Origin of the sequence: Nocardiopsis sp. MG754419 (assembly GCF_018207095.1) — a bacterium.
Lineage (GTDB): Bacteria > Actinomycetota > Actinomycetes > Streptosporangiales > Streptosporangiaceae > Nocardiopsis.
Window position 1 is genome coordinate 1 of record NZ_QOCZ01000085.1, and the last position, 24,118, is coordinate 24,118.

The 24,118-nt window shown below is 68.8% G+C and carries 15 protein-coding genes; 8 read left to right on the forward strand and 7 right to left on the reverse strand.

What is annotated here, in order from left to right; genetic code table 11:
- The 3 genes from DSY14_RS28810 to DSY14_RS17005 form a co-directional block, all read left to right on the forward strand.
- A partial coding sequence (locus tag DSY14_RS28810) for an RHS repeat-associated core domain-containing protein (RefSeq protein WP_283091646.1) occupies positions 1 to 385 on the forward strand: 385 nt, incomplete at its 5' end.
- Between the two features lie 299 nt (positions 386 to 684).
- A complete protein-coding gene (locus DSY14_RS17000) occupies positions 685 to 1,389 on the forward strand; it encodes an RHS repeat-associated core domain-containing protein (RefSeq protein ID WP_211717559.1) in 705 nt (234 codons plus the stop codon).
- An 803-nt stretch (positions 1,390 to 2,192) separates the two neighbouring features.
- On the forward strand, positions 2,193 to 3,320 hold the full coding sequence (locus DSY14_RS17005) for a tyrosine-type recombinase/integrase (RefSeq protein WP_307851255.1): 1,128 nt from the start codon (positions 2,193 to 2,195) through the stop codon (positions 3,318 to 3,320).
- Between the two features lie 467 nt (positions 3,321 to 3,787).
- On the opposite strand, the gene DSY14_RS17010 is transcribed toward DSY14_RS17005, so the two are convergent.
- The 3 genes from DSY14_RS17010 to DSY14_RS17020 all read right to left on the reverse strand — a co-directional run bounded on the left by DSY14_RS17010 (position 3,788) and on the right by DSY14_RS17020 (position 8,151).
- The gene (locus DSY14_RS17010; RefSeq protein WP_211717560.1) at positions 3,788 to 5,614 is read right to left on the reverse strand and encodes a PQQ-binding-like beta-propeller repeat protein; all 1,827 of its coding nucleotides are present in this window, start codon (positions 5,612 to 5,614) and stop codon (positions 3,788 to 3,790) included.
- 631 nt (positions 5,615 to 6,245) lie between these two features.
- The gene (locus tag DSY14_RS17015; protein ID WP_211717561.1) at positions 6,246 to 7,103 is read right to left on the reverse strand and encodes an aldo/keto reductase; all 858 of its coding nucleotides are present in this window, start codon (positions 7,101 to 7,103) and stop codon (positions 6,246 to 6,248) included.
- Between the two features lie 454 nt (positions 7,104 to 7,557).
- Positions 7,558 to 8,151, reverse strand: a complete 594-nt coding sequence (locus DSY14_RS17020; RefSeq protein WP_211717562.1) for a TetR/AcrR family transcriptional regulator — start codon at positions 8,149 to 8,151, stop codon at positions 7,558 to 7,560.
- Positions 8,152 to 8,255: 104 nt separating this feature from the next.
- Here DSY14_RS17020 and DSY14_RS17025 point away from each other — a divergent pair, with 104 nt between their 5' ends.
- Positions 8,256 to 9,221 carry a prolyl oligopeptidase family serine peptidase gene (locus DSY14_RS17025; RefSeq protein ID WP_211717563.1) on the forward strand — a complete coding sequence of 322 codons (966 nt, stop codon included), beginning with the start codon at positions 8,256 to 8,258 and terminating at the stop codon, positions 9,219 to 9,221.
- A gap of 781 nt (positions 9,222 to 10,002) precedes the next feature.
- Here DSY14_RS17025 and DSY14_RS17030 read toward each other — a convergent pair.
- Positions 10,003 to 10,986 carry a zinc-dependent alcohol dehydrogenase family protein gene (locus tag DSY14_RS17030; protein WP_211717564.1) on the reverse strand — a complete coding sequence of 328 codons (984 nt, stop codon included), beginning with the start codon at positions 10,984 to 10,986 and terminating at the stop codon, positions 10,003 to 10,005.
- A 381-nt stretch (positions 10,987 to 11,367) separates the two neighbouring features.
- Here DSY14_RS17030 and DSY14_RS17035 point away from each other — a divergent pair, with 381 nt between their 5' ends.
- Positions 11,368 to 13,557, forward strand: coding sequence for a fibronectin type III domain-containing protein (locus tag DSY14_RS17035; protein ID WP_211717565.1), 2,190 nt, complete (start codon positions 11,368 to 11,370; stop codon positions 13,555 to 13,557).
- A gap of 573 nt (positions 13,558 to 14,130) precedes the next feature.
- On the opposite strand, the gene eccCa is transcribed toward DSY14_RS17035, so the two are convergent.
- Positions 14,131 to 18,027, reverse strand: coding sequence for a type VII secretion protein EccCa (gene eccCa / locus DSY14_RS17040; RefSeq protein ID WP_249188029.1), 3,897 nt, complete (start codon positions 18,025 to 18,027; stop codon positions 14,131 to 14,133).
- Positions 18,028 to 18,343: 316 nt separating this feature from the next.
- Between eccCa and eccD the strand changes: the two genes are divergently transcribed.
- Positions 18,344 to 19,714, forward strand: coding sequence for a type VII secretion integral membrane protein EccD (gene eccD, locus DSY14_RS17045; protein WP_211717566.1), 1,371 nt, complete (start codon positions 18,344 to 18,346; stop codon positions 19,712 to 19,714).
- 60 nt (positions 19,715 to 19,774) lie between these two features.
- Here eccD and DSY14_RS17050 read toward each other — a convergent pair whose 3' ends face one another.
- Positions 19,775 to 22,483, reverse strand: coding sequence for a hypothetical protein (locus DSY14_RS17050; RefSeq protein WP_211717567.1), 2,709 nt, complete (start codon positions 22,481 to 22,483; stop codon positions 19,775 to 19,777).
- 106 nt (positions 22,484 to 22,589) lie between these two features.
- On the reverse strand, positions 22,590 to 23,024 hold the full coding sequence (locus DSY14_RS17055) for a hypothetical protein (protein WP_211717568.1): 435 nt from the start codon (positions 23,022 to 23,024) through the stop codon (positions 22,590 to 22,592).
- Between the two features lie 329 nt (positions 23,025 to 23,353).
- On the opposite strand from DSY14_RS17055, the gene DSY14_RS17060 reads away from it, so the two are divergent.
- Both DSY14_RS17060 and DSY14_RS17065 read left to right on the forward strand, forming a co-directional pair.
- Complete coding sequence (locus DSY14_RS17060) at positions 23,354 to 23,686, forward strand: hypothetical protein (protein WP_211717569.1); 333 nt, start codon at positions 23,354 to 23,356, stop codon at positions 23,684 to 23,686.
- Positions 23,687 to 23,737: 51 nt separating this feature from the next.
- A complete protein-coding gene (locus tag DSY14_RS17065) occupies positions 23,738 to 24,034 on the forward strand; it encodes a hypothetical protein (protein ID WP_211717570.1) in 297 nt (98 codons plus the stop codon).
- Positions 24,035 to 24,118 lie beyond the last annotated feature (84 nt).

Genomic DNA, 24,118 nt, shown 5'->3' on the forward strand with positions numbered 1-24,118 from the left:
CTACACCGGCGCCTACCAGTTCCAGGACGGGACCGTGCACCTGTCCCACCGCTTCTACGACACCTCCACCCTGGGCTTCACCCAGCCCGACCCCTCCCGCCAAGAGCTGAACAACCACACCTACGCGATGTGCGACCCCATCAACAACACCGACCCCACGGGCTTGTCGCTGCGTAACGTGAGTACCTGTGGCCTTGTATCGACTCTCAATAACATCGGCACGGCAACCTTCGTGCTCGGCCTGGGAACTACGATCGGTTCGATTTACGCCGGAGGGCCATTTACTCCACTGGGGAAGGGAATGATCATTGCTGGAGTGGCCGGAGTTGCTCTTGGTGCCGCTGCAAGCCTGGTTGGCGGAGAGCTCGACCGTCGACTCTGCTGATTACCTCATACCATGAGAATCATAGGCTGGGCTGGCTAAACCAGCCCAGCTTACATGAATTTCAAATAAGGAAAACCTAGGACCGATTTGAATCGAAAAAAATTCTCCGCACAGATAGTCCTGGCAGTTCTTGTTGCGGTGCTAATTTTTAATGCCGCTGCAGCGAGCCAATATTTCTATGGAGGCATATCGGAAAATCATTTTCATAGATACATATTTATACTTTCGGCGAACCTCATGGGGATTGCTTTTGTTGCGATTATATTGTTGCGCAAGCAGGATTGATATTTTTGTCCCGCATGCTGATCTTTGAGGTGGGCATTGACGGCGACTGCATCGACCGGCAGTTGTCCAACACGGCGCCGGGTGTCACCAACATCGCCTCCGGCGGTGAGCGCACCAGCTTCGTCCGCGATGCCAATGGTGAGCTGATCTCGATGGTGGCCTGGGACGGCGACGAGCGCTTCCACTACACCAACGACCACCAGAACACTGTCTTGGCGGTCACCGCCGAGGGTTCTGAAGCCGATGCCCCGGACGCGGTGTATGAGTACAGTCCCTACGGCGAACAGAACAGTGACATCCTGGAAGACACGCGGGCGGGGGAGCTGAACCCGTTCGGTTACACCGGCGGCTACCAGTTCCAGGACGGGACCGTGCACCTGTCCCACCGCTTCTACGACACGTTCACATTGGGGTTCACCCAGCCGGATCCCTCCCGGCAGGAGTTGAACAACCACACCTACGCGATGTGCGACCCGATCAACAACACCGACCCCACCGGGCTCATCAGTGTCCGGGGTGCGACCGACTGCCAGCTTGTCACTTTCGATGTCGTCTCATCAATCGGGCAAACTATCTTCGGAGTGGGGCTATTTATTGGTGGCGTAGTTACGAGTAAGTTCGGCGTCGGACTGGCCCTCGCTGCGGCAGGTGGGGCCTTGACTCTATGGGTCACTACGGGCGTGCTCACAGCATCCGAGGCCAGAAGAAGAGCCTGCTAACTAAGCAAGAGCGAATGCGCGAACCCTGAAAAAACGCGCAGCAGGGCCAGGTGTAGTTGCGTTCTCGCAGAACTACTCCTGGTCATCTGCTTTCAAGAACTACTAAATGGATGTCGGAGGAGAAATGGGACGCCATTCGAGGCCGGTTTCGCTTGTAGCATTGCCTTTTGTGGTGATAATATTGTCTCTCTTCTTCAGGGAGGCATTTATTGATTACGGAGAAGGGGGCATTCTTTCGGTGTCATGGGTCTGGTTTCTCATGATGCCTGTTTTTCTTATATTTCTAATTTTTATTTTGTGGGTGATTTTTTTCTCGCGAAGCGGTCGCGAGTGAATCTTTCCGGGTGCGATCGGTCGCTTTGGGTGAGTACTGGTCAGGTGATCTCCGGTCGTGACCATCGTGCTTGGGCGCGTGCTGGCCCTGCACCGGCAGGGGCGCGACCTCGCTACGGGCCTCCTGCTCTGCGCTGTGCTCCGGCGTGTGCCGGGATCGCCTCCTGTCACTCACCTTCTCTGCGCCTGGGGTGAGACTGGGGTTGGAGGTGGTGGTGATGTTGGGGTCGGGTTCGGTGTTCAAGCGGTGCGGGTGTCGGGTGGCCGGTACCTCGAGAAGGCTCGGGGGTGGTTGTCCGCGGTTGCGGTGCCGTGGGCATGGGAGTTGGTACTTCTCCCTGGAGTCGGGCCAGGCTGGTGGTCGGTGTCGGCTGCGGCGGGGCGGGTTCGCTTCCCGTGAGGCCGCGCGAGCGGCCTTGTGCAGAGCCCGAGGCGACGAGGTGGGGTCTGCGGAGCCAGTGGTGTGGACGGTGACGGCCTGGTTGCAGCACTGGCTGGACGGGCGCAGCCGCTTGAGGGCGCGCACCCGGGTGAGCTATCAGGAGCACATCGACCGCTTTCTGGCCCCGCACCTGGGGGAGGCGGTGTTGGAGGAGTTGACGCCCGCCCGGGTACAGCGCGCCTTCGAAGGCATCGCCGCACACATCACACCCCGGGGCCAGCAGGTGGCTGGGGCGACGGTGCAGCGGGTGCGGGCCACGTTGCGGGCGGCGTTGAACACCGCCGTGCGCGAGCGGTTGCTGCCTTCGAATCCGGCGAACGCGTTGCGGTTGGAGGGCCGGCAGAGTGCGCGACCGGTGGTGTGGACCGAGCAGGCCGTGGCTGACTGGCGCAACGGCGGTGTGCGGCCGTTGGTGGCGGTGTGGACGGTGGAGCAGACCCGCTCGTTCCTGGACCACGTGTGCGGCGACCGGTTGTACGCCTTGTTCCACCTGGCGGTGATGACGGGGCTGCGCCGGGGCGAGATCGTGGGGCTTCGGTGGGCCGACGTCGACCTTGAGCGGGGGACGGTGCGGGTGGTACGCCAGCTCCAGGCCCACCGCGGGGCGGGGTTGGTGGAGGTGGCGCCCAAGAGTACGGCGAGCCGTCGCACGCTGATGGTGGACCACACCACGGCCGCGGTGTTGCGCCGCCACCGGTGGCACCAGCAGAAGGAGGCCGAGGAGCACGGCCGGGTGTGGGACCGGGGCGGGTACGTGTTCACCGCGGCGGGTGGCGGAGTGCTGGCCCCGGAGCGGCTCTCGCGCCTGTTTCGGAAGCTGAACACCTCCAGCGGATTGCCGCCGGTGCGGTTGCATGATCTACGGCACGGGGCGGCGACGCTCGCTTTGGCGGCGGGGGTGGAGCTGAAGGTAGTGCAGGCGATGCTGGGGCACGCGAGCGTGTTGACGGCGGACACCTACTCCAGTGTGCTTCCGCAGGTGGCGCGCGAGGCGGCGGAGCGCTCGGCGTCGCTGGTGTTGCGGGATGCGGGTCGGGTTCGCCGTCAGGTGCGGGGCAGGGCTGGTCAGCGGGGTTCGGTGCCGGTCCCACCCGGGACCCACCGTGGACCCACCACAGGAACAGCGAGGCTGTCCCATGTTCAGGTAAGGCTGTGACCTGGGTTTTTGTGGCGCACCCGGAAGGATTCGAACCTGCGACCGTCGGATTAGAAGAGCCCTCGGGCACCTCAGCCTGTCCCCGGTTCACGACGCAGCCGGTGTCGACGGTGCCCTGGAGCGGTGCCGGAGCGGCGCGGGAGCGGTCTGGCGCACCGCTTCGAGAACTATCGCCACCCACGACACGGGCCGCGCCCCAACCCATGGTCCGTCGCGGGGAGAAGCACCCGAGCAGCCGAGGCGGTATCGCCGGGAGCATCGCGACCGCCGGGGCATGCCCGTCGCGCCAGTGCCGGTCACCGGGGGCGATCCACGGACGGGGAACGCGAAACAGGCCCGAGAGGATGACCGCCGCCGTCATGTCCACCGCCTGGAGTCGGCGCCTCGAAGCGGTGTATCCGACGCGCCGGCCCTGTGGCAGATGTGGCCGATCCCCCTCACCGGTCTTTCGGCGGCGATCGGTGGGTTCAGGCGATACCCACGACGCGGTTGCCCAAGGCCAGGGCGAGTGCTCCGGGGGCCATGACGACGTCGGTGAAGATGCCGGTGCCGGTGAGCAGGGTTCTGGACCGGGCATCCTGGTCGTCCAAGGCCGCCGAGTGGAGTTCCCATTCCCCGCTGCGATTGCGGTGCGGTGGCCAGACCACCAGACCCGTGTGACCGGTGACCAGGGCCTCCTGGTTCTCCTCCACGTCGTCTCCGGGGTCCTGTGGGGCCTCGATCGTGGTGGCCATGGAAGGTTCCCCGTCGAGAGGGACTCGGGTGAGGACCACATCGGGACCCGGCTCCCCGCTGACACCGAGGGGACGACGGCCCTCGTACACCAACTCCTCCGGGCCCACCTGCACCAGGGAGTTCTCGGTGGACTCGGAGAAGTCGCCGCGCACGGTCCGGCCCTGGCCCGCGCCGACGTCGGCCACATGCACGAAGCCCTGCTCGTCCTCCATGGCCAGCAGGGTGTTGTCGTCGACCGTGTGGATTCCACTGACACGGAACCGGTGCAGGAGAGAGAAGGCGTCCCGTTCCTCGTGCTCCCACATGGTCTCGTCCAGTGTGCGCCCGGTGAGCGGGTCCAGCTCCGAGAATCCGATCCGTACCTCGCCTTCCGGGCCCCCATACCGGAAGGCCGATGGCGCGGCGCACACACGCGCCACCAGGAGCGCCTCGTCGCTGAACACCGGATCACGGCCGAAGTGGCACAGGGCCCCGTCGACCTCCTCCGCTTCTCTGGTCCACACCTCCTCGCCGATACGGGTGTCGGTCACCGTGATCCTCGTCCGCTCCGCCTGGTCGGCTTCGGTGGGGGAGTCCACGCCGGCCAGCAGCAGAGTATCGGGGCGTTCGGGATCGATGAAGAGTTGTTCGCTCACTCCTTCGAGTTCGGTGTCCTCGGCGACATAGGGGGCGTTGGCGATCTCGAGTTCACCCGTGGCCGTGTCCAGGGCCCAGATGCGGTGGCGACCATCGGTGCCGGTCTGACGGTGGAAGGCCGAGCGCCCCTGCCCGAAGGTGCCGCTGGTCCCCGTCTCCTGGTGGGTGACCTGCAAGGCCCACAACTCCTGACCGTCGGCCCCATCGAGCCCGACCAGGCCGCCGCTCAGAGCCAGGACGGGGCCGTGGGAGCCCGTGAGGACCCGGTGCACCCCTCCTGAGTCGGTCGACCACTCCCAGACCTCCTCCTGCGGGTCGGTCGGGATCGCCGGGGCGGCTCCCGGGTCGCTGGTCGTCCGGTGGGCGAGAGGACCACCGACCGGCACCAGTATCGCGAGCAACAGCACCGGGACCAGTGTGGCCGCCCCCATCACCACGCCACTGACGGGCAGGGCGCGGCCGGTGCGTCGCCGAGAACCCAGGAGCAGGCCTCCGGCCACCAACCCGCACACGCTCATCATCTCCAGCACCGTGAGCGGAACCGAGGCGGAGGGGTCGACGGCGTCCGCGTCCAAGATCCGAGAGAACACTTCGAGGGGGACCCAGACCACGGCCGCGGCAGTCGCGACCAGAGCCACGAGCACAGAGAACGCCTGTGTGAGCCGGGCGGTGCGCGTGCTCCCACGATTCAGTGCCACGCCCACCACGACGACATAGATCACCAGGAGCACCCAGACCAGAGAGCTGCGCTGCCACACACCCGCGGCGATCCCGGTCAGGAAGGAGGCGTGGAACAGGCCTCGGGCGAAGGCGCCCCACCAGTCCTGCCATGAACGGGGAGCTTGGTCGGAGGTCTTCTCGGTCTCCTCCACCTGAAGGTCGGAGGTGTGAGAACTCTGGGACGGCGAGGCGGCGGGTGACAAGCGCGGGGGCTTCCCTTCCGGACGGCAGGGGTGGTTCGGTGCGGCGGGCGACCCCTCCCTTATACGCCACCGCGCACGATGCGCGGTGATCCGGTGCGCACTCGAGCCGGCGTCGGCCACGTCCGTACCGCTCGTGAACGCAGCCGCCCGCGACCATCGGTGGACGGACGGCCGTGTGTTCGAGGCTTCCCCCACCTCGAACGGGAGCAGGAATCCCGTCCTCTGATCAGGCGTCATGCGGACATGCGGATTCCAACGTCACCGGTGCCCGATACGGGATCGGTGGTCGCCGCGACCGCTCCCGCACGCGGACCAGTGCCGTTCCCCTCACCGACCACATCCGCCGGGCCCGGCGGCTCCGGCAGTACCGAGGAGGGCGGAACGGAGCGATCCGACGTCTCGGTCGACGAGGTGCTGGGACTTGCGAGGGCGGGAGCGGCGGCAGGCGTCGATCGGGTGGAGGGTTCGGGTGAGCAACCCACCGCGCGGAACCGCTCCACCATGGCTCGCGTCCCGAAGACGTGCACGGCACCCAGAGGTGGGAGCAGGGTGGGCAGGGCCCCCGGGTGAGAACCACGGAACGGGGATCCGGTGCTCGAACCGGATCCCCGCTCCACTGTTCCTCGAGCCCCTACTTGCCGCTGTAGACGGGGAACGTGCTGTGCTCGCCGTAGTCCTGCATGCGCAGACCCCGCAGGGCGTCCATGTCGTCTTCGGAGATGGCGAAGTCGACCTGGGCGTTGCTGCGCATGTGCTCGGGGTTCGCGGTCTTCGGCAGCGACACGGTCCCCAGCTGCAGGGTGTAGCGGATGCACAGCTGTGGGACGGTCACGCCGTACTTTTCGGCCAACGTCGCGACGGCCGCGTTCTTCAGCATCTGGCCGTGGGCGATGGGCGAGTACGCCTCCACGAGGATGTCGTTGCTCTGGCAGAACGCGATGAGCTCGGACGGGGTGTTGCCGACGTGGGCGAGTACCTGGTTCACCTGCGGCGCGACGGTGCAGTGTTCGAGGATGTTCTCCAGGTCGGTCCGCAGAAAGTTGGACACCCCGATGGAGCGGAGCCTGCCGGCCTCGTGGGCGTCCTCCAGGGCCCGCCAGGCCTCGCGGTTGCCTTCGGCGTAGTCGCCGCCGCGGAAGTCGGCCCAGGGCTGCGGGCTGTGGATGAGCATCAGATCGATGTGGTCCAACCCCAGCGCCGTGAGCGATCCGTCGATCGCGGCGGCCGCCTGGTCGTAGTCCTTGATCTCCGCGGCCAGCTTCGTGGACACGAACAGGTCGTCCCGGGCGACGCCCGCCGTGCGAACGCCCTCACCCACGCCGCGTTCGTTGCCGTAGGCCTGGGCCGTGTCGATGTTGCGGTACCCGATCCGGGCGGCGTCGCGGACCGCCTGCGCCGCCTTGTCGTCATCGATGAACCACGTTCCCAGGCCCAGCTTCGGAATGCTCACGCCGTTGGACAGCGTGGCGGTCTCGTTCAGGATCGTCATGCTCTGCTCCTTGGTGCTCGGCTTGCTGCGCTGTCCGTCGGTGCCGGTACGAACCACTCGCTGTGGGCGTTCTCGCCGGGCACCTCGACGGCGATGTGGATGAATCAGCGGTCGGCCTCGGTCGCGTGCCCGTCGTGACGGGCAGGATCCACCCACCGCTGGAGAAGGTGTGGTGGGTGTGCCGGTCGGTGCGGCAGCCGGGCTCGAACGTCACGTCCCCGATGGCGGCGCCGTGGGTGGTGAGCTGTTCGGGTGGCTTGGCCCGCCGGTGTTCTCGGCTCGGCCGGTTCCTCTCACGTCCGTGATCCCACGCGACGCGCATGGTGCGTGGTTCATCGACTCCATGGTGCTGCGTCGGGACCAGGAGTGGCAGTGGAGGGGAACATCCTGGGAGATTTCCCTCCCCTTCTGTACGGCCAGGTACTGAACGCGCGACCAGCGCGACCGGGCCGGTTCATCGACCCCTCGCATGCGAGGTGCTCCCCGACCCGACCAGGACACCGTCGACGAGAACGCGAGCGAGCCGAGCCGGCTCGTAATCAGGGGCAGCGCCGCCGATGCAGAGGTTTCCGACGCCTCGGAGCAGCGTATAGGCGCTGATCGAGGCGCCGGAGGGAACAGCGGCTTCGAGGAGGTCGGAGCAGACGGGCACGAGGCGGTCGACGAAGTATCGATGCAGAGCGGCGGAGTCCTCCGCGTCGCCGTTGAGCGCGTCCGCCAGCCCGTGCTTCGTCACGAGGAACTCGACGAAGATCGCGATCCACGACTGGAGGGCCTCCGCGGGGGTCGGGCTCTCGCGCAGGAGAACCGGCCCGGCCTCCGCCGCCGCGTCGACCTGGTGGCGGTACACGGCGACGACGAGATCCGCACGGGTCGGGAAGTGGCGGTAGAGGGTTCCCATGCCCACACCCGCCCGCTGTGCGACCTGGCGAACGGGCGCGTTCACACCCGACTCGACGAACACCGCGGCCGCCGCATCGAGAAGTTGTTGCTGGTTGCGGACCGCATCTCGGCGCTTGCCGCGCGCCGGCACATGAGCGTCAGTCACGCCTGGAACCTCCTGGTTGATATCCGGAGCATTGCTCCGTATAGTTCCGGAACGATGCTCCACTTCATTGTGCCGGAGTCCGACCGTTCGAGAAAGTGATCACCATGTCCTCTTCCACCGGCATCGCCGACTCGGCGATCGTCGCGTCCCTCGATGCCGTACTCGGAGCCGCGCACCCGGTCCTCTCGGTGGCCCCGGTCGCCCTGGAATCTCCCGGCCGGGACTTCCCCCTGCAGGTACGCGTCTCCGCGCCCCGCTCCGGTGCACACCTGCCGGTGCTGCTGTTCTCCCACGGCAACGGCTGGTCTCTCGATGGCTATGCGCCCTTGACGGCGTACTGGGCATCGCAGGGGTTCGTCGTCGTGCAACCCACACATGTGGACTCGCGCCGCAACGGCGTCGGATTCGATGACGAGCGGTTCGGTGCCATCTGGACGCGCCGCTACGACGACCTGGTCCGTGTCCTCGATCAGCTCGACACCATCGAAAGCGCACTCCCGGGGCTCGCCGGCCGCATCGACCGGAGCACGGCGGTCGCGGCCGGGCACTCGTGGGGCGGGCAGACGGTGCAGATGCTTCTCGGCGCACGCATCGTCGACGCCGACGGCTCTCTCGGGATGGACCGCCGAGAAGAGCGGGTGAAGGCGGGCGTACTGATGGCGGCGACCGGGGTCGGCGGTGAGGAACTGCACCCGTTCGCGAAAGCGCACTTCCCGTTCATGAACCCCTCGTTCGCGCAGCTGAGCGCACCGACCCTGGTCGTGGCCGGTGATCACGACCAGTCCGCGATGTCCAGCCGCGGCCCGGACTGGTTCACCGACGCCTACCACCAGAGCCCTGGTGCGACCGACCTGCTCACCCTGTTCGGAGCCGAGCACTCGCTCGGCGGCATCGCCAACCACGAAGCGGTCGAGACCACCGATGAGGACCCCGAGCGTGTCGCCGTCCTCGCTCGCCTCGGAGCGGCGTACCTGCGCGCGGCCGCTACCGGGGACACCGCTGTGTGGGATCGCGCTCGTGAGGCCTTCGCGCACGAGGGCACGGCGGTAGGACGCATCGACAGCAAGTGACCCATGTGGGGCGGCCGGCCACGACCAGCCGCCCACGAGGGCCCTCTGTGCCTGAACGGTCAGGTCAGGCGCCCTGCCGTGAAGTGATCGCCGCCACGAGGACTTGTCGATAGTGGGCGTTCGCCTGGCATCGAACGGTCTGCGGGGCGCCTCGTCGGCACGAGCGAATCGTGCCTGAGTGCAGTGATCGTGTTTGCCCGCCGGGGAATCGGTTAGTGCCGCCATTGAGCACCCGCGTGCGACCGGAAGTGGCCGGGAGCCGAGCGTGGGTGCGGGACCGAACGCCATCGAGGGGCGTTGCGTTCGGTCGTGCCGGGCCTCCGGTCTGGGGAGAGGCGGAGGCCCGGCGCAGGTGTGTGTCCCCCGCGCGACCGTGTGTCGCGCGGGGGACCCCCTGCCGGTGCTCGTCCTTCCGGTCGCGTGCGGGCGTCCACTGACGCTTCGCATCCAGGTCGCGCGCGGTGGGCGGCGGATCCGCGACCACAGCTCTGCGATCTGAGGCCCCGAGCAACGCCGACCCTTCGCGGCTCACCACCTTCGCGGACGTGGTCATCGCACGCGCCATGCGTCCGGCATCCTGCCGGACGGGTGGAGGCCTGTCTCCTGTCGCGGTTCAGCGGGCTCGGTCGATCACAGTGGGTTCGCCCGGGTCGAGCTGCTTTCGGGAGACCGAGGGCTCCCTGCGTCGAGGGGCCGTGTTCGTCGACGTGGCGATGGCTGATCGGTAGCGGACGGTCCTCGAAGCGTCCGGGCGGGTCACTTTCGCCCTGGATCGCCAGGTCTAGGAAGATCCACCGGTGTCGTCGTTCGAAAAGCGCAGTAGCGCCTTGCCCGTATGGGTCCCGGACCATGCGAGCGCCGCGCGGACCTGGTCGAAAGGAAACCGGCGGGCGATGTCGGTGCTCAAGGTCCCGTTCTCGATGAGTGAGAAGACCACCGCGAAGCGATCCCGAACGCCCTCCTGATCCCCGCCGTGGACCAACGAGCGCAGATGCAGGAACGTCGGCTCCGTTCCGGCGGGCAGCCGTGTGGAGTCGATGGGCCGGCCGGAGAGCAGCCCGTAGCCGACGAGTTTCGTGCGGCCGGTGTGCACGGCGGTGGCCACCTCGACCGCGTGGGTTCCGCCGACCGCGTCGAACACGACCGAGGCTCCCGCGGAGGCCTGGTGGAGTCGGTCGGTCCAGTCCGGCCGGTCGGCGCGGATGACGGTCTTCCACAGGTGCGGTCGGCGGATCCGGCTGAGCCCATTGCGCACGACGCCGACCGGGGGCACGCCCCGAAGCCGCAGTAGCGCGGCGAAATGATCGGCGATCGTCGACGACGCCGCGGTGATCACCACCGGACGGTGGTCGGTGACGAACCGTTCCACACCGTTGAGCGCGGTCAACGGGTTGACGAACGACGTCGCCGCCTGTTCGTCGGGGATGGTGGGTGGTACCGGAACGCAGTCCTGGACGCGGACGTCCCGCAGGGTCGACCAGGCTCCCGACGATCGGATCGGCACGACTCGGTCGCCGATCGCGAAGCCGCACCCGGGGTCGGCGTCGGTGACGACGCCGACCCCTTCGAAGCCTGCCCGGAAGGGGAACACCGTCCGCGCGTAGGCACCCGAGATCGTGATCAGGTCCGACGGGTTGATCGCCGCGGCCAGCATCCGTACCCGAACGAAGCCCTGGCGGCGAGTCGGTACCGATTCCCGGCGCACCGATGTGACGAGATGCGCGGCGCCCGGTGCGTCGGCGATGGCGGTCCACGCGAAGTCCATGTCCCCATGTTCCCTCACTCCGCGCGAGGGCCGGTCCAGTCACCCCCGACGAGCTGGAGGCACCGGCCGCCCCACTGCACACGGAGCGGCGCTGGGCCGGGCGCCGGCGGAAGGGAGTGGGCCTGGACGGCCCCGGCGCACCGCCAGAGGGTGCCTCGCGGTGAAAGCCCGAATTCCTCTGGCCTCGGGGAGAACCGGAGGCCGGGTCGGTGGCATCCCAAGGTACGTGCCCCAGCCCCCGAACAAGCGCGTTGACGCCGCCCCCGCCATCTGGTTTCGTACAAAGGCCCGTTTTCTGCGGGCCCCCCGACATCAGCGATACCGCCCCCACCTCCCGTGCCGCCGGAGGCCGGAAGCGTTCTCGGTAGAAGGAGTACGTGGATGGTGAGCCGCCAGACGGCCCCGACCGGTTCCGACCCGGCCGAACGAGGCCGTTCCCGACGCCTGCTCGGCACCCTCGCTCGACGCACACGCGCCGGATCCTCGGGGCTGGTGCTCGGCATCATGGCCACGGCCCTGGTCAGCACCGCCTTCGGGGTCGGGGCACTGGGGCAGTCCGACGACGTGTCCGACGGTGCCGCGTGGCTGTGGAACGCCGCCACCAACGAGGCGGTCCGGATCAACGGCCACAACGCGGAGATCGACCTGGTCGCCTCGCTGCCCGAGGCCGGCGGCGCACGTGTCCAGGTCGAGCAGAACGACGAGTACCTGCTCCTCACCGACCCCGAAACGGGCAAGGTCACCTCGGTCGACCTCAACGAACTCGGCTTCTCCGGCAAGCTCGAACTGGGCTCCGGAGACTTCGGCGTCGTGCTCGGTCGGGAGAGCGCCGTGGTCATCGACCGCCAGGGCGGCGAGATCAGGGCCGTCGACCCCGCCACCCTCCAGGCCACCGGTGCCGCGCTGACCCTGGAAGGGCCGTTGGTGGGCGGAGCCTTCGACGACTCCGACACACTGTGGGTCGGTGCGCCCTCCCAGGGCCACGCGGTCGGCATCACGGTCGCGGAGGGCGAGGCGACCGTCACCCAGACCGTGGCCGTGGCCTCGCCCGGTTCCGACATCGGCGTCACCGTGTTCGACGACGGCGCGCTCGCCGTGGACCGGGGCGGCGCACAGGTGGTGGCCATGCGCGACGGCGACGACCCCGTGATGGTCACCATGCCCGCTCCGATGGCGGACTCGGCCATGCCCGCCCGCACGCGTGGGGAGATGGCGGCCGTCACCAAGACCGATGACGACGAGATCGTCACCCTCCTGCACCCCTACGGTGCGGCCGAGACCACGCTCTTCCCCGTGGGTCGGCCGGACAGCGGCATCGGGGTTCCCTTCGCCGGGCGCGTGTACGTGCCCTTCGAGGCCGAGGGGGTCGTCCGTTCCTACGCACCGAACGGTCGGGAGCTCGACACCCTCACCCTGCCGGGAGCCGAGGGGCCGCTGGAGCTGGAGGCCCGAGAGGGCAGCCTGTTCGTGAACGCCCCCGACACCGGTGTGGCCGCCGTCGTCGACGAGACCGGCCAGGCCACCCTGGTGGACACCGACGAGGTGCCGCCGGGGCCCGGAGAGATCCGGGGTGACGCCCCCGCTGACCAACCCGAGTCGGGGGCACCGGCCCCCGCTCCCCAGAGCGGGTCGAACCCCGAGGCCGAAGGTGGTTCCGGCGGGCAGGGCGGGGGCTCCGGCGACGGTCCGACCGGCGATGCCGATGCGGGCACCGAAGGCGGCACCGGTTCCGGAGACCGCTCCGTCGGCCCACCCGGCGCCCCCACACCCGTCACGGCCCAGGCGGGCGACGGCAGCGTCGAACTCGGCTGGCCCGAGGCCTATTCTCCGGACGCCCCCGTGGAGTCCTACGAGATCACCTGGGAGGGCGGCGAGACCACCGTCGACGGTTCCGCACTGGACACCGTGGTCACCGGCCTGGACAACGGCACCGCCTACCGCTTCCGGATCCGCGCCACCAACGAGCACGGAACCGGGCCCGCGGCGCAGTCGCCCCAGGTCACGCCGGACGAACAGGCGCCCGGACCGCCCGGCGCGGTCACGGTCGAGGTCACCGGTAACGAGACCGCGACCGTGTCCTGGGCCGGCCCCGACAACGCCGTCGACTACCTGGTGTCCGTGTCCGCCGAAGGCGGAGCGAGTGCCCCCAGCGACCGCACCACGGGGGAGACCTCACTGGAGGTCACCGGCCTCTCGGCGGGGGCGACCTACACGTTCACGGTCACCTCGCGCGGCTCGGGCGGTGTCACCGGCGACTCCGCCACGAGCGACGCGGTGACCATGCCCGAGGTCCAGGTGGGCACACCGGGACAAGTCGCGCACAACGTGTCGGGCACCACCGTCACCGTCAGTTGGACGGCGGCCGAGAACGCCGAGGCCTACCGGATCACTCCACACGGGGACGGTGTGGTGATCGGTTCCGAGACCACGGTCGATGCCGAGGCCCTGACTCATTCCTTCACACGAGACGACGAGCGGTGCTTCTCCTTCACGGTCACCGCTCTTGGCGCGGGGGACACAGAGGGCGGGTCATCTCGGAGTACCCCCGCTTGCTCGGCACCGTTCGAGTGAGTACCACGCACGAGCCGCCCGGGAGGGTGACCGATCCGATGACCGACATGAAGAGCCCTCGTCGCTGGGGAGTTTGGACCGCCGCCTGTGTTCTGGGCGTGACCGGTCTGCTCTTGAGCGGTGCGACCGCGGCGCAGGGCCAAGACCCCGCCGAGCGATGCACCGCCGCTCATCCCCACGCGGGAGAGGTACCTCGGTACACCACCAACGTCGCGGGTGGGTGGCCGCACCCCATCCCAGGTGACCCCGGGGGACAGGTGTCCCTCTTCTATGAGTCGGAACGCGGCTACAACTGCGTGTTGGTGGTCTCCAACGGTGGTGCCACTTACCTGGACGTCGGGATTCGCACCGAGAACGGCGAACCGGAGACCACAGTGGTCCCGTCCGGCACTTCGACCGAACCTCTCCTGATCCCAGCCCAGGGTGAGTGTGTACAGGTCACAGCAGCCGTCGGGGAACGTTCCGAGACGTTCCCCTTCGGGAACTGCGGCGTGTGACCCGGGCCTGCGCCTCCTGACCGGAGACGGCTGTCGGGGTGGGGTGCTCGGCCGCCCCACCCCGACATGCCCGTTCCTACTCCGTGGGGTCGGTCCAGGCCACCTGGACCTGTTCGGGTGGGAGCCCTCTGCGGGCCGAGAGCGCGCGCCCCGGGGGCAGGCGCCGGGAGACGACCCCGTTGGCGAGCCGGCCCTCCATCCGGTCGCCCGAGAACAGCAGTCCCGGGGTGGCCATGTCCGTCAGCGTCTGGGAGACCGGATCGAACATCGCCCGTGAGGCACCGCCGGTGCGCCGGGCCGTGATCAGGTGCAGGCCCAGGTCGGCCCCCTGCGTGAGCAGATCCGCCAGCGGGGTGAGGGGGTTGTTGCGACCCGCCACCAGGTCCAGGTCGTCGACGAAGATGAACACCTCCAGCCCTTCCCACCAACTGCGTTCCCGAAGCTGACGTGGGGTGACGTCCGGGCCGGGCAGGCGCTTGCGGACCAGCCCGGCCAGCTCACGTGCGACCCCCTCGGTCTGTTGGGGGCTGGTGCTGTAGGCCAGCAGGTACTCCTGCGGCACCAGGCCCAGGTGGGCGCGCCGGTAGTCGACCATCACCACGCCCACCTCGCTGGCCGGGCGCCGGATCACCTGCGTGGCCAGCGCCCGGATCAGGGTGCTCTTGCCGGACTGGGGGTCCCCGTAGACCACGAGGTGCGGGTCCTCGTGGGGGCGGTACAGGGCGGGGCCGAGATCGCTCTCCGCCATGCCCATGACCGGTTCCGGTCCCTCGTGATGGGGGAGGAGCTCCGCCAGGGTGACCAGTTCGGGCAGAACCCGCACCCGGCGGACCGGGTGGTAGGGCCATCGGTCGGTGATTCTGACCAGGGCGTCGCGCACACCGTCGCCCAGGTCGGCGTCCTCGACGATCCCGTCCAGCCGTGGCAGCGGCACCTGGACGAACGACTCGTCCGAGCGCAGCCCGCGCCCGGGCACGTCCTTGGGCATGCGCTCGGCGACCTTGCGACCCAGCTGTGAGTCGTAGGGGTCCGTCAGTCGCAGCTCGAAGCGTCCGCCGAACAACGACTGGAGTTTCGTCCTGACCTGGTTGGACGAGGCACTGGTGAGGACCGTGTGCACACCCAGGGAGGGGCCGCGCGAGACGATGTCGGTGAGGGCGTCGTCGACGTCGGGGAACGCCTCCCGCACCCCCGCCCAACCGTCGATGAACAGGAACACGTCTCCGTAGGTCCCCGCGGGGAGCCCTCCCTCGGCACGCGCCCGGCGCAACGCGGCCGGCGAGTCCAGCCGCGAGCGGCGGAAGACCTGCTCCCGTTGGTCCAGCTGGGCGCGCACGTCCGCGAGGATGCGCTGGACGAGTTCGGGGTCCGAACGGCCCGCGACACCGGCCACGTGGGGCAGTTCGGCGAAGGGTGCGAGCGACCCTCCGCCGAAGTCGATGGCGTAGATCGCCACCCGGCCGGGCGGGTAGCGCCAGGCCAGGCCGGCGATCAGGGTCCTGATCATGGTCGACTTGCCCGACTGGGGCCCGCCGAGGACCACGATGTTGCTCTCACCACCGGTGAAGTCCAGGTCGGCGGCGCACTGGCGCTGTTCGCGGGGCAGGTCCGCCAGCCCGATGATGGCCCGGACCTCCTCCGGAGCGGGCTCGACCGGCGACCCGTCCGGGGCGGTCCGGGTCTCGTCGAGACGTTCCAGCAACCCGTCGAGGGTGAGGACGGTGGGCAGGGGAGGGACCCACACCGGCCGCACCGGCGGTGCGCCCGAGTCGACGATCCGGTCGACCGCCACCTGGAGCGTGGTGGGGGCCTCCTGCGCGGCCTCCTCTCCGGTGCCGGTCTCCTCCTCCACCCGGCCGGTGTCCCGGACCAGTGCTCCCAGTCCGTTGAAGGAGATCAGCGGGAACACCCGGGGCACCTCCTCCACCTTGTCGCGGGCGGGCGGCACGTAGGGCTGGGAGACCATGGCCGCCTTGAACCGCTCGAACACGGTCGTGTCGACCTTCAGGTAGCCCGATCCCGGTTCGGGCGGCAGGTGGTAGGCGTCCCCGACCCCGATCGCCTCACGGCTCTCGGCCTCGGAGAAGGTCCGCAGACCGATCCGGTAGGACAGGTGCGACTCCAGCCCCTTGATCTTGCCCGACTCCAACCGCTGGGTGGCCAGCAGCAGATGCACGCCGATGGACCGCCCGATCCGCCCGATCGCCACGAACAGCTCGGCGAAGTCCGGGTGCGCGGTGAGCAGTTCGGAGAACTCGTCGATGATGACGAGCAGGTGGGGGAGCGGTTCCAATTCGGGCCGTCGTGCCCGCGCACTCTGGTAGGCGTGCAGGTTGGGCAGGTTGCCGGCGTCCTTGAGGACCTGCTGGCGCCGGTTCAGCTCACCGAACATGGCCTCGCGAAAACGCTCCACCAACCCGTCGTCGTCGGCGAGGTTGGTGATGAGTCCCGCGCTGTGCGGCAGCCGGTCGGTGTCGGCGAAGGTCGCTCCGCCCTTGAAGTCCACCAACAGGAGGGCGAGCTGTTCGGGCGGGTGGTTGATGACCAACGAGGCCACCAGGGTGCGCAGCATCTCGGACTTGCCCGAACCGGTGGCCCCGACCACCAGTCCGTGCGGCCCCATGCCGCCGAACGCCGACTCCTTCAGGTCCAGCAGGACCGTGTTCGACTCCGGCCCCACCCCGATCGGCACCCGCAGGAAGTCTCCGGTGCCGCGGGGACGCCAGGCACGCACGGTGTCCAGCCGGGCGACGTCGGGTACGCCCAGGATCTCGGGCAGGCCCACCGTGGCGTGCATGGCGTCGGAGCCCTCGCCCGCGACCAACCGCAGCGGGGCCAGGGTGCGGGCCACCGTGGTGAGCAGATCCCGACCGGCCCGGTCGGCACGCCCCACCAAGGGCGGATCCTCCTCCACCGGTGCGGCCAGGCCGGGCCCGCCCCGGGTCGGTTCGCGGTCCTCACGAAGTGTGCCGTCCTCGGACACGTACAGCCGCGTGTCCACGTGCCCGGGTTCCTCGCGGCGGTCTCCCACCAGGAAGATCACGTGCACGCCGATGTCGGCCAGGGAGTCCACCGGCGGTTCGGCGGACAGCCCGGACAGGGTCGCCTGGAACTCACCGTCGACGATCAGCACCAGCCGTCGGGTACCCGGCCCGGGAGGGGTTCCACGTCGACGCTGCATGTCGATCGTGCGCTGTTCGATCTCCGCCGACAGCAGTTCGGTCATCTCCACGGTGTTGCCCGCCACCAGGCGGGCGGGCAGGGGACCGTCCTGGGCTCCGTCGAAGGTGGTGTGGGGCAGCCACTTGAGCCAGTCCCACTCCTCGGTCAACCTCTGGTGGCGCACCACCCCCAGGCGCACGTCCTCAGGGGAGGAGAACGTCACCAGCTGCGCCGCCAGGGCGCGGGCGACGTCCCGGGTCACCGCCCGGTCGCCCACCAGCGACACCACCCCGCTCTCGCGCAGCCCCAACACCAAGGGCTGTTCGGAGACCTCGGCGTACAGGTCGACGATCTGTTCGGCGATGCCCTGACAGACGGGGTCGTAGACGATGAGCGGGTTGGTGCGGTCGATGTTGAGCCCGAGGCGGCGCGCCAGCGGCCGGGAACCCTGGCCGATCCGTAGGCGGAGGAAGTCGGGGTCGCCCGCCCGCCGTTCCCAACGTCGGGCGGTGAGCCTGGCCGTCTCCGTCAGCAGGTGCGGTTCCGGGTGGTGGAACAGGGACGCGGCCCGTTGCAGGCCGGCCACCTCCCGCACGGTCTCACGCAGGTGGTCGAGGTAGTCCAGATACCGTTCCCGCTGCTCCCTCATGCGCTTGCGGGGGCCGTTGCGCTGGGCGACGAACATGACGATCCCGACCGCGACGCTGGCCAGCATGATCATGGCTCCGGCGACCGCGAACAGCGGACGGTTGCCCAGGGTGATGGTCATCATCAGGGAACCGGAACCGGTGATGATCGGCATGATGATCATCGCCGAGGAACTGGCGGCCGGGGGGTTCTCCGGCAGCTGGGGCGGCGTCGCGATGACCAGGGGCTCCCGGCCGGGGTCCGGGACCGCGGTGCGCGCGGGCCGGTGAACCAAGGTCGTAGTCACGGACACCTCTCCTGTCACGTGCGCCCGGAACGCCCGGTACGCACTCTTGCTAACGTGATGATCCCGCGCCCCGAGGCGCCGAACAACCGGCTTTCTCGGGCCTGTGGACGACCGGACCACGGTCGGGTGGGATCCGCGCGCGGGCACTTCGGTTCGCGAGCGTCCCAGGACGGCCGTGTGCCGTGGAGAGTCGATGTCGAGCACGGGGGAGCCCCAGGTGAGCGGATACTGCCGGGTCACGGTGACGGGCCCGGACCGGTGGGCCGACCTGGTCCTGCCCGGGGGCGTGTCGGTGGCGGCGTTGATGCCGCAGGTGGTGCGTGTGTGCTCTCCGGGCGACGACGGGCTCCGGTCCGCGGGCTGGAGCCTGGTCACCGTGGAGGGCACCCCGGTGCCCGCGGGCGGCTCCCTCGCCGACGCCGGTGTGCGCGACGGCGACGTCCTGCTCCTCGACCGTGTCACGGCCCCGGACCGCCCGTCCTTCGTGGACGACGTGCGGGGCACCGTGGAGGACCGGATCGACGAGCGGGCATGGCTGTGGAAATCCTCCACCACGTTCGGCTTCGGGTTGGCCCTGGTGGCGTTGGGGCCGCTTTTGCTCACGGTCGGCCTGACCTTCCTTCGTACCTCGCCGCTCGACCTCACCGTCGCTCTGCTGGGACTCCTGACCGCGCTGGGGGCCCTGTGGCTGTCGGGCTCGCGCTCGCTCCCCGGGGTGGCCCAGATCGCCCAGGTCGCGGCCTGCGGTTGGGGCGCCCTGACCGTGGTCCTCGCCGTCCTGGCGGTGAGTACCGCGCCGGCCTCGCCCGTCACACTGGCGCTCCTGGCCTGTTTCGGGGCGTTGGCGGCCTCGGCCGCGGGCTGGGCGCTGGTCAACGCCCTGCTGCCCTACCTGGCCGGGCTGAGCGTGCTCACGGTGTGCGCGGGGCTGCTGGTGGCCTTCGGGCTGTTCGCGGACGGCCCCATGGCGGTGCGGTTCCTGGCCGTGCTCCTGGCTCTGGGGATCGGTGTGCTGCCCCGTATGGCGCTGGCGTTGGGAGGTCTGTCCGGTCTGGACTACGAGGTGCGCCAGGTCGGTCGGACCGAGAACGGACGCTTCGAGGAGAGCCTGGCCACCAGTGACCGGATGCTGCTCGGCACCCTGCTGGGCGTCGCCGTCGCCTCGGCGGTCGCGATCTGTCTGCTGGCCTTCGCCGGGGACGGCGGCCGCGATCTGGTGCTCGCGCTGCTGGTGTCGCTGGCCATGGTGATGCGCTCACGTCTGTTCGACCGGGTCTCCCACGTGCTGCCGGTGCGCCTGGCCGGCGTGGTGGGCCTGGGCGCGACCGGGGCGGGTGCGGCACTGGAGTACCCCTGGGCGCTCGGCGCGCTTCCGGTCGTGGCCCTGGTGCTGTGCGCGGCGGTCGCCGCGCTGGGCATGGTGCGCCTGACCGACGTGCCCCGCGCGTCGATCAGGCGCCTGCTCAACGGGGTGGAGGTGGCCGTCGTGGCGGCGATGTGCGTGGCCGCCGTCTGGGCCCTGGGCGTGTACGAAGTGGTGACCACCATCCGCGTCGGCGGCTGACCCGGCGTGCTCGGGACGGCAGGGTCGGTGACGCCCGTGCCGTCCCGGTGACACGTTCACCTAGTTCTTCGGGCTTCCCACGTTCTCCACGTAGTCATCCTTCTTGATATCGGCGCTGAGGGCGTTGATCACCTCGTAGTAACCGGCGTAGTAGTCCTTTGAGTAGTCGGCGGCCACTTCTCGGGCCCCGCGATCGGTTCCGTCCGGGAAGGTGATGGCCGCCTCTTCACTCCCCAGCAGGCGGTCGAGGGCGGTGTCGGGGCTGATGCCGGTCTCGCGGTCTCGCGATCCGGTCCTTTCACGGGTGTCGAACTCGTAGTAGTCCACGATGTTCCCGTCCTCGGTGAGAAGCTGCGGGCTGACCTGCTCCACCTGCTCGGTGCTGATCTGTCCGCTCCTGACCATTGCGTCGACCAGGTCCAGCTTGACCTTGTAGTCGTGGTTCAGCTGGGAGTAGGTGCGGCCGTAGTCGTTCGCGCCGAACGCGTGCGTTGAGTCGTCCCCGACGCCCGCGTCGATCGCCTCCGCGAAGTTGTTTCCGTTCACCGACTGGTCGACGCGGTCGTTGAACTCGAACGTCGCGGCGGTGATTCCCGCGATCGCGAAGCCGCCCGGCCCCGGTGGCAGTACGTTGGCGGCACCGAAGGCCAGCCCGCTCGCCACGGCGATCCGACGTTTGGCGTCCACCGCGGCCTGGGTCTCGGCGTTGTCCATGTCGATGCTGCGGTCCAGGGTGTCCGTGCGCACGGCGGCATCCAAGAGGGCACGGAAGGTCGCGTTTCGGTAGGCGATGTCCGCCTGCTCGTCCTCGCCCAAGAGCCGGTGGGTGCTGTCCAGGTCCAGCGCGCTCGCTGCCCCATAGAGCTCCTTCACCGTGTCGTCGTCGGCCGCCGCGTACTGGAGGAATCGCTGGCGCTCTGTGTAACCCAGATACATCTCGCCGTTGCCTTCCCCGGGGAGGTTGGAGTTGCCCGGGGCTCTGAAGTCGTCCAGGTAGGCCAGCGCCACATCGCCGAAGGCGTCGGCCAGTGCCGGGTTCACCCGACCGAAGGCGGCGTCGGGGTATTCCACCTCGATCTCCTCACCGTCGACTTCGACCGTCTCCTTGACCGTGACCCCGGTGTTGGTGAGGGCGTCATAGACGGCGTCATCGCCCGTGGTCATCTGAATCAGACCCTCGGCCGCTTCCCGGGCCAACCTCTGCCTCCCGCCGTCATCGCTCTCCGCGCCGTCAGGGATCCAATCGATGAGGCCGGCGGCGGCCGCGCCGTCGTCACCCCATTCGTGGGTGTACAGGGACACGAGCGCGTCGGAGGTGGTCCCGAAATCGGGCAGAGACGCGCTCTGGTAGCGGCGGTCACTGCTGTTCTCCCACGGTGGTGTCGCCGTGTCCGTCAGGATCCGGTGGTTGGCCTCCTCGTTGCGGGTCGTCACATCGAGCAGAGCGGAGATCCCGGCGTCGTCCACCGCGTTCAGGTCACGGGCGCCGTCCTGGTCCAGGTAGTGGCCGATCGCCAGCGTCGTGTTCGAGGAGAACTCGGTTCCGCCGCGCAGGTTCGGGTCGGCGTGCGAGAACAGCTCGCCCAGATCCCGAGCGTCCCTCAACCAGTTGTGCGCGTCGTTGGCGAAGAGCCGACCGCCCTCGCTGTCGCCCGTCCGGGTGGGGATCCCACCGGCGAAGTCCTGCACACTCTCCGGCAGCAGGTACTGGCCTCCGCCCACCGACTCGTCCGAGAGCACCAGGAGGCCACCGGCCACGGCCTCCGCGAACCCGGCTCGCTCGGCCTCGCTCCAGTCGGGTCCGTCGTTTCCCTCCAACCACGGCATGAGCCGCACCACACCGTGGGGCGACCGCTCTTCGAGCTCTCCATGGAAGGCCTGGAGGAACTCGATCTCCTCTTTGCTCAGAGTGGTCCGGTGCCTGGTGACCTCGTAGTGTTGACCGACGAGCGATGCGTTGGCCTCCTGGAGGGCGGCGGCCTTGGCGTTGACCGCGCCGAGCGTGGCCATGATCTCGTGGAACCGGCGGTCCGGATCCTTGTCACCGTTCAGGTACGGGTCCAGGTCCCGGGCCATGACCTCGGCCTCCTTCTTGGAGACCGGGAGCGGGGTGTCCGCGTCCACACCGAGGATGTTGTGCGCACCCCAGCCCAGAATGCCCGCCTCCACCAGGACCTTCAGGTTGCTCGGTTCCGGGCCCTCGTCCAGCATGGTCGCGCGCCGGCCCGCCGTCTCGAGCAGTTCCTCCTTGAGCTCCCGACCGAGGCGTTGGTACCGGTCGAGAATGGTGGCCTCCCGTACCCGGTAGTTCTCGTTCTGGAGGGTCATCGTCTCGAGCGAACCTTCGCTCACGAAGCCGTCGGAGTTGAACAACAGGGGGAATTCGGCCCGGAGTCGGGTGATCTCCCCGTCACAGGCGTCGATCAGGCCGCGTCGGTCGCTCCGGAAGTCGTACACGTCCTGGAGCCACTGCTCGGCCACGCCCGCGGCGTAGGTCACCACCATGCAGGCCTTGCGCCACTCCTTCTCGTTGTAGGAGGCGGCGGAGGTGATGTCCTCGCTGATGATGTCGGTGAACTCCTTGGCGGTGCCGGTGATCGCGCCGGTGCCGATCTCCGCGTCCCCCAGCACCCGGCCCGCCAGAACCCACGTGGCCTTGCACTGCTCGCTCAAGGTCACGGTGTTCACGTCGGTGTTCGGTGGATCGAAGGCGCCCGCGGAGGCCGTGCGTGCGCCTTCGGAGGGGTGGCCGCCCTGCGTGAACGTCATGTCGGCTGTTCTTCCTTGTCATGGGGGAGGGGTCGATCGAAGGACGCGTGAACCGGGGGCGGAGGCACGCGGGGAGGCGGGACCGAGGCGGCGGGACCGGGGAACCTCACCGCTCGCCCCGGTTCACCTCGCGCAGGAGATGACCGGTGTCGTAGTCCTGCGAACCAGCCGACCGTAGGGCCTCGGGGGACAGCACCTTCGGCAGGTCGGAGACCGCCCTGGTGTCCAACGGTGACTGCGGGAAGGGGGCGAACCCGCCGGTCGCCTCGTGGTCGGTGCCGCTGATGCGCTCGGCGGCGGCCTCGGCGTTGGTCGCGAGGGTGGTGCCGTTCTCCTCGACCGTCCGCACCGCCTGTTTGTGCGCGATGTAGTAGTCGGAGAAGGCGCCGTTGATCCTCGTTTCCAGGGACTCGGTGTCCAGGTTCTCCGCCACGGTCTCGAACCTCTGGGAGACCCCGTTCAGGGCGGAGTTCAGGCGTTCCGCGATCCGCGCGGCCGCCCTGGCCTCGTCGGTGTTGGCGCCGACGTCCGTACCGCTCATGACCCGCCCCTCGTCGATTCCGGAGTTCGTCGGTGCCGGGCCCTGGGGAGGGCCCGACCCGGCGGCGCACCGGAGGAATGTCAGTGACCTGTGGGACGCACACCGCGGCGGTTTGGATCTGAGACGAACACGACATGTCCTGGTTCGGCCATTTACCGCCTTGAACACCCCCTTCGCGTTGACAGGAGTCCCGGCGTTCACTACTTTCCGGTGCGAGTCGCTATCTATGGCCGCAATCCGGCTTCCCCGGACTCTGCGCAGCGACCACGCCCCTGAACCGGCGTCGAGCACGCGGGTGACGGGGCGGTCGACGGGGAGAGGACGGACGGATGAACCAGAGGGTCGGCACAGAGGAGTCCACCTCCCTGTCCCAGGGCGGTACCCGCCTCGACGAGCAGAGCAGGGGCCTCAGTGACCGGATGCAGTCCCTGATCGACGTGCTGGACCAGGACGGCCAGGCACTCCAGGGCAACGCGCTGCGCGCCTATCGGCAGGGCCAGGCCGAACTGGTCGCGGGCTTCCAGGCCCTGACCGCCTGGTGCGATAAGTACGGGGTCAATCTCAACCTCGGCCAGGAGAAGATCAACTCCGCCGACGCCCGGAGCGAAGAGGACTTCGCCAAGGCCCAGACCGAGCTCACCCATCTGAGCCGACCGATCTGAGCGTCGTTTTCGGAACCGGTAGGGAACAGCACCACAGGGAGAGGCCGCACCATGAGTGTGAACAAGTACGAGGTCGGCGCCGACATCGACAAGCTCGATCAGCTGAGCGTCGACCAGCGTCAGTACCTGGGATACTTCCAGGCGATCATGCAGGAGATCGACACCCAGACCAAGGACACCGTGTCCAGGTTCGAGGGCGGTGACGAGGCCTTCCAGGCGAGGGCGGCCGAGTTCAACAACGCCTTCGAGATGACCAACCGCGGCTTCTCCAAGATGATCGACGCCGTCGACGGAACGGTGGACGGGTACCGCGAGACCAAGAGCTACCTGGACAACCTGTTCGAGTGAGCCACTCCTACGGGACCCCGGGCACGGCGGGGGCGGCGTCACAGCAGTGGCCCCCGGCCTCCGGCCCGACCGGGGCCCCTGAAC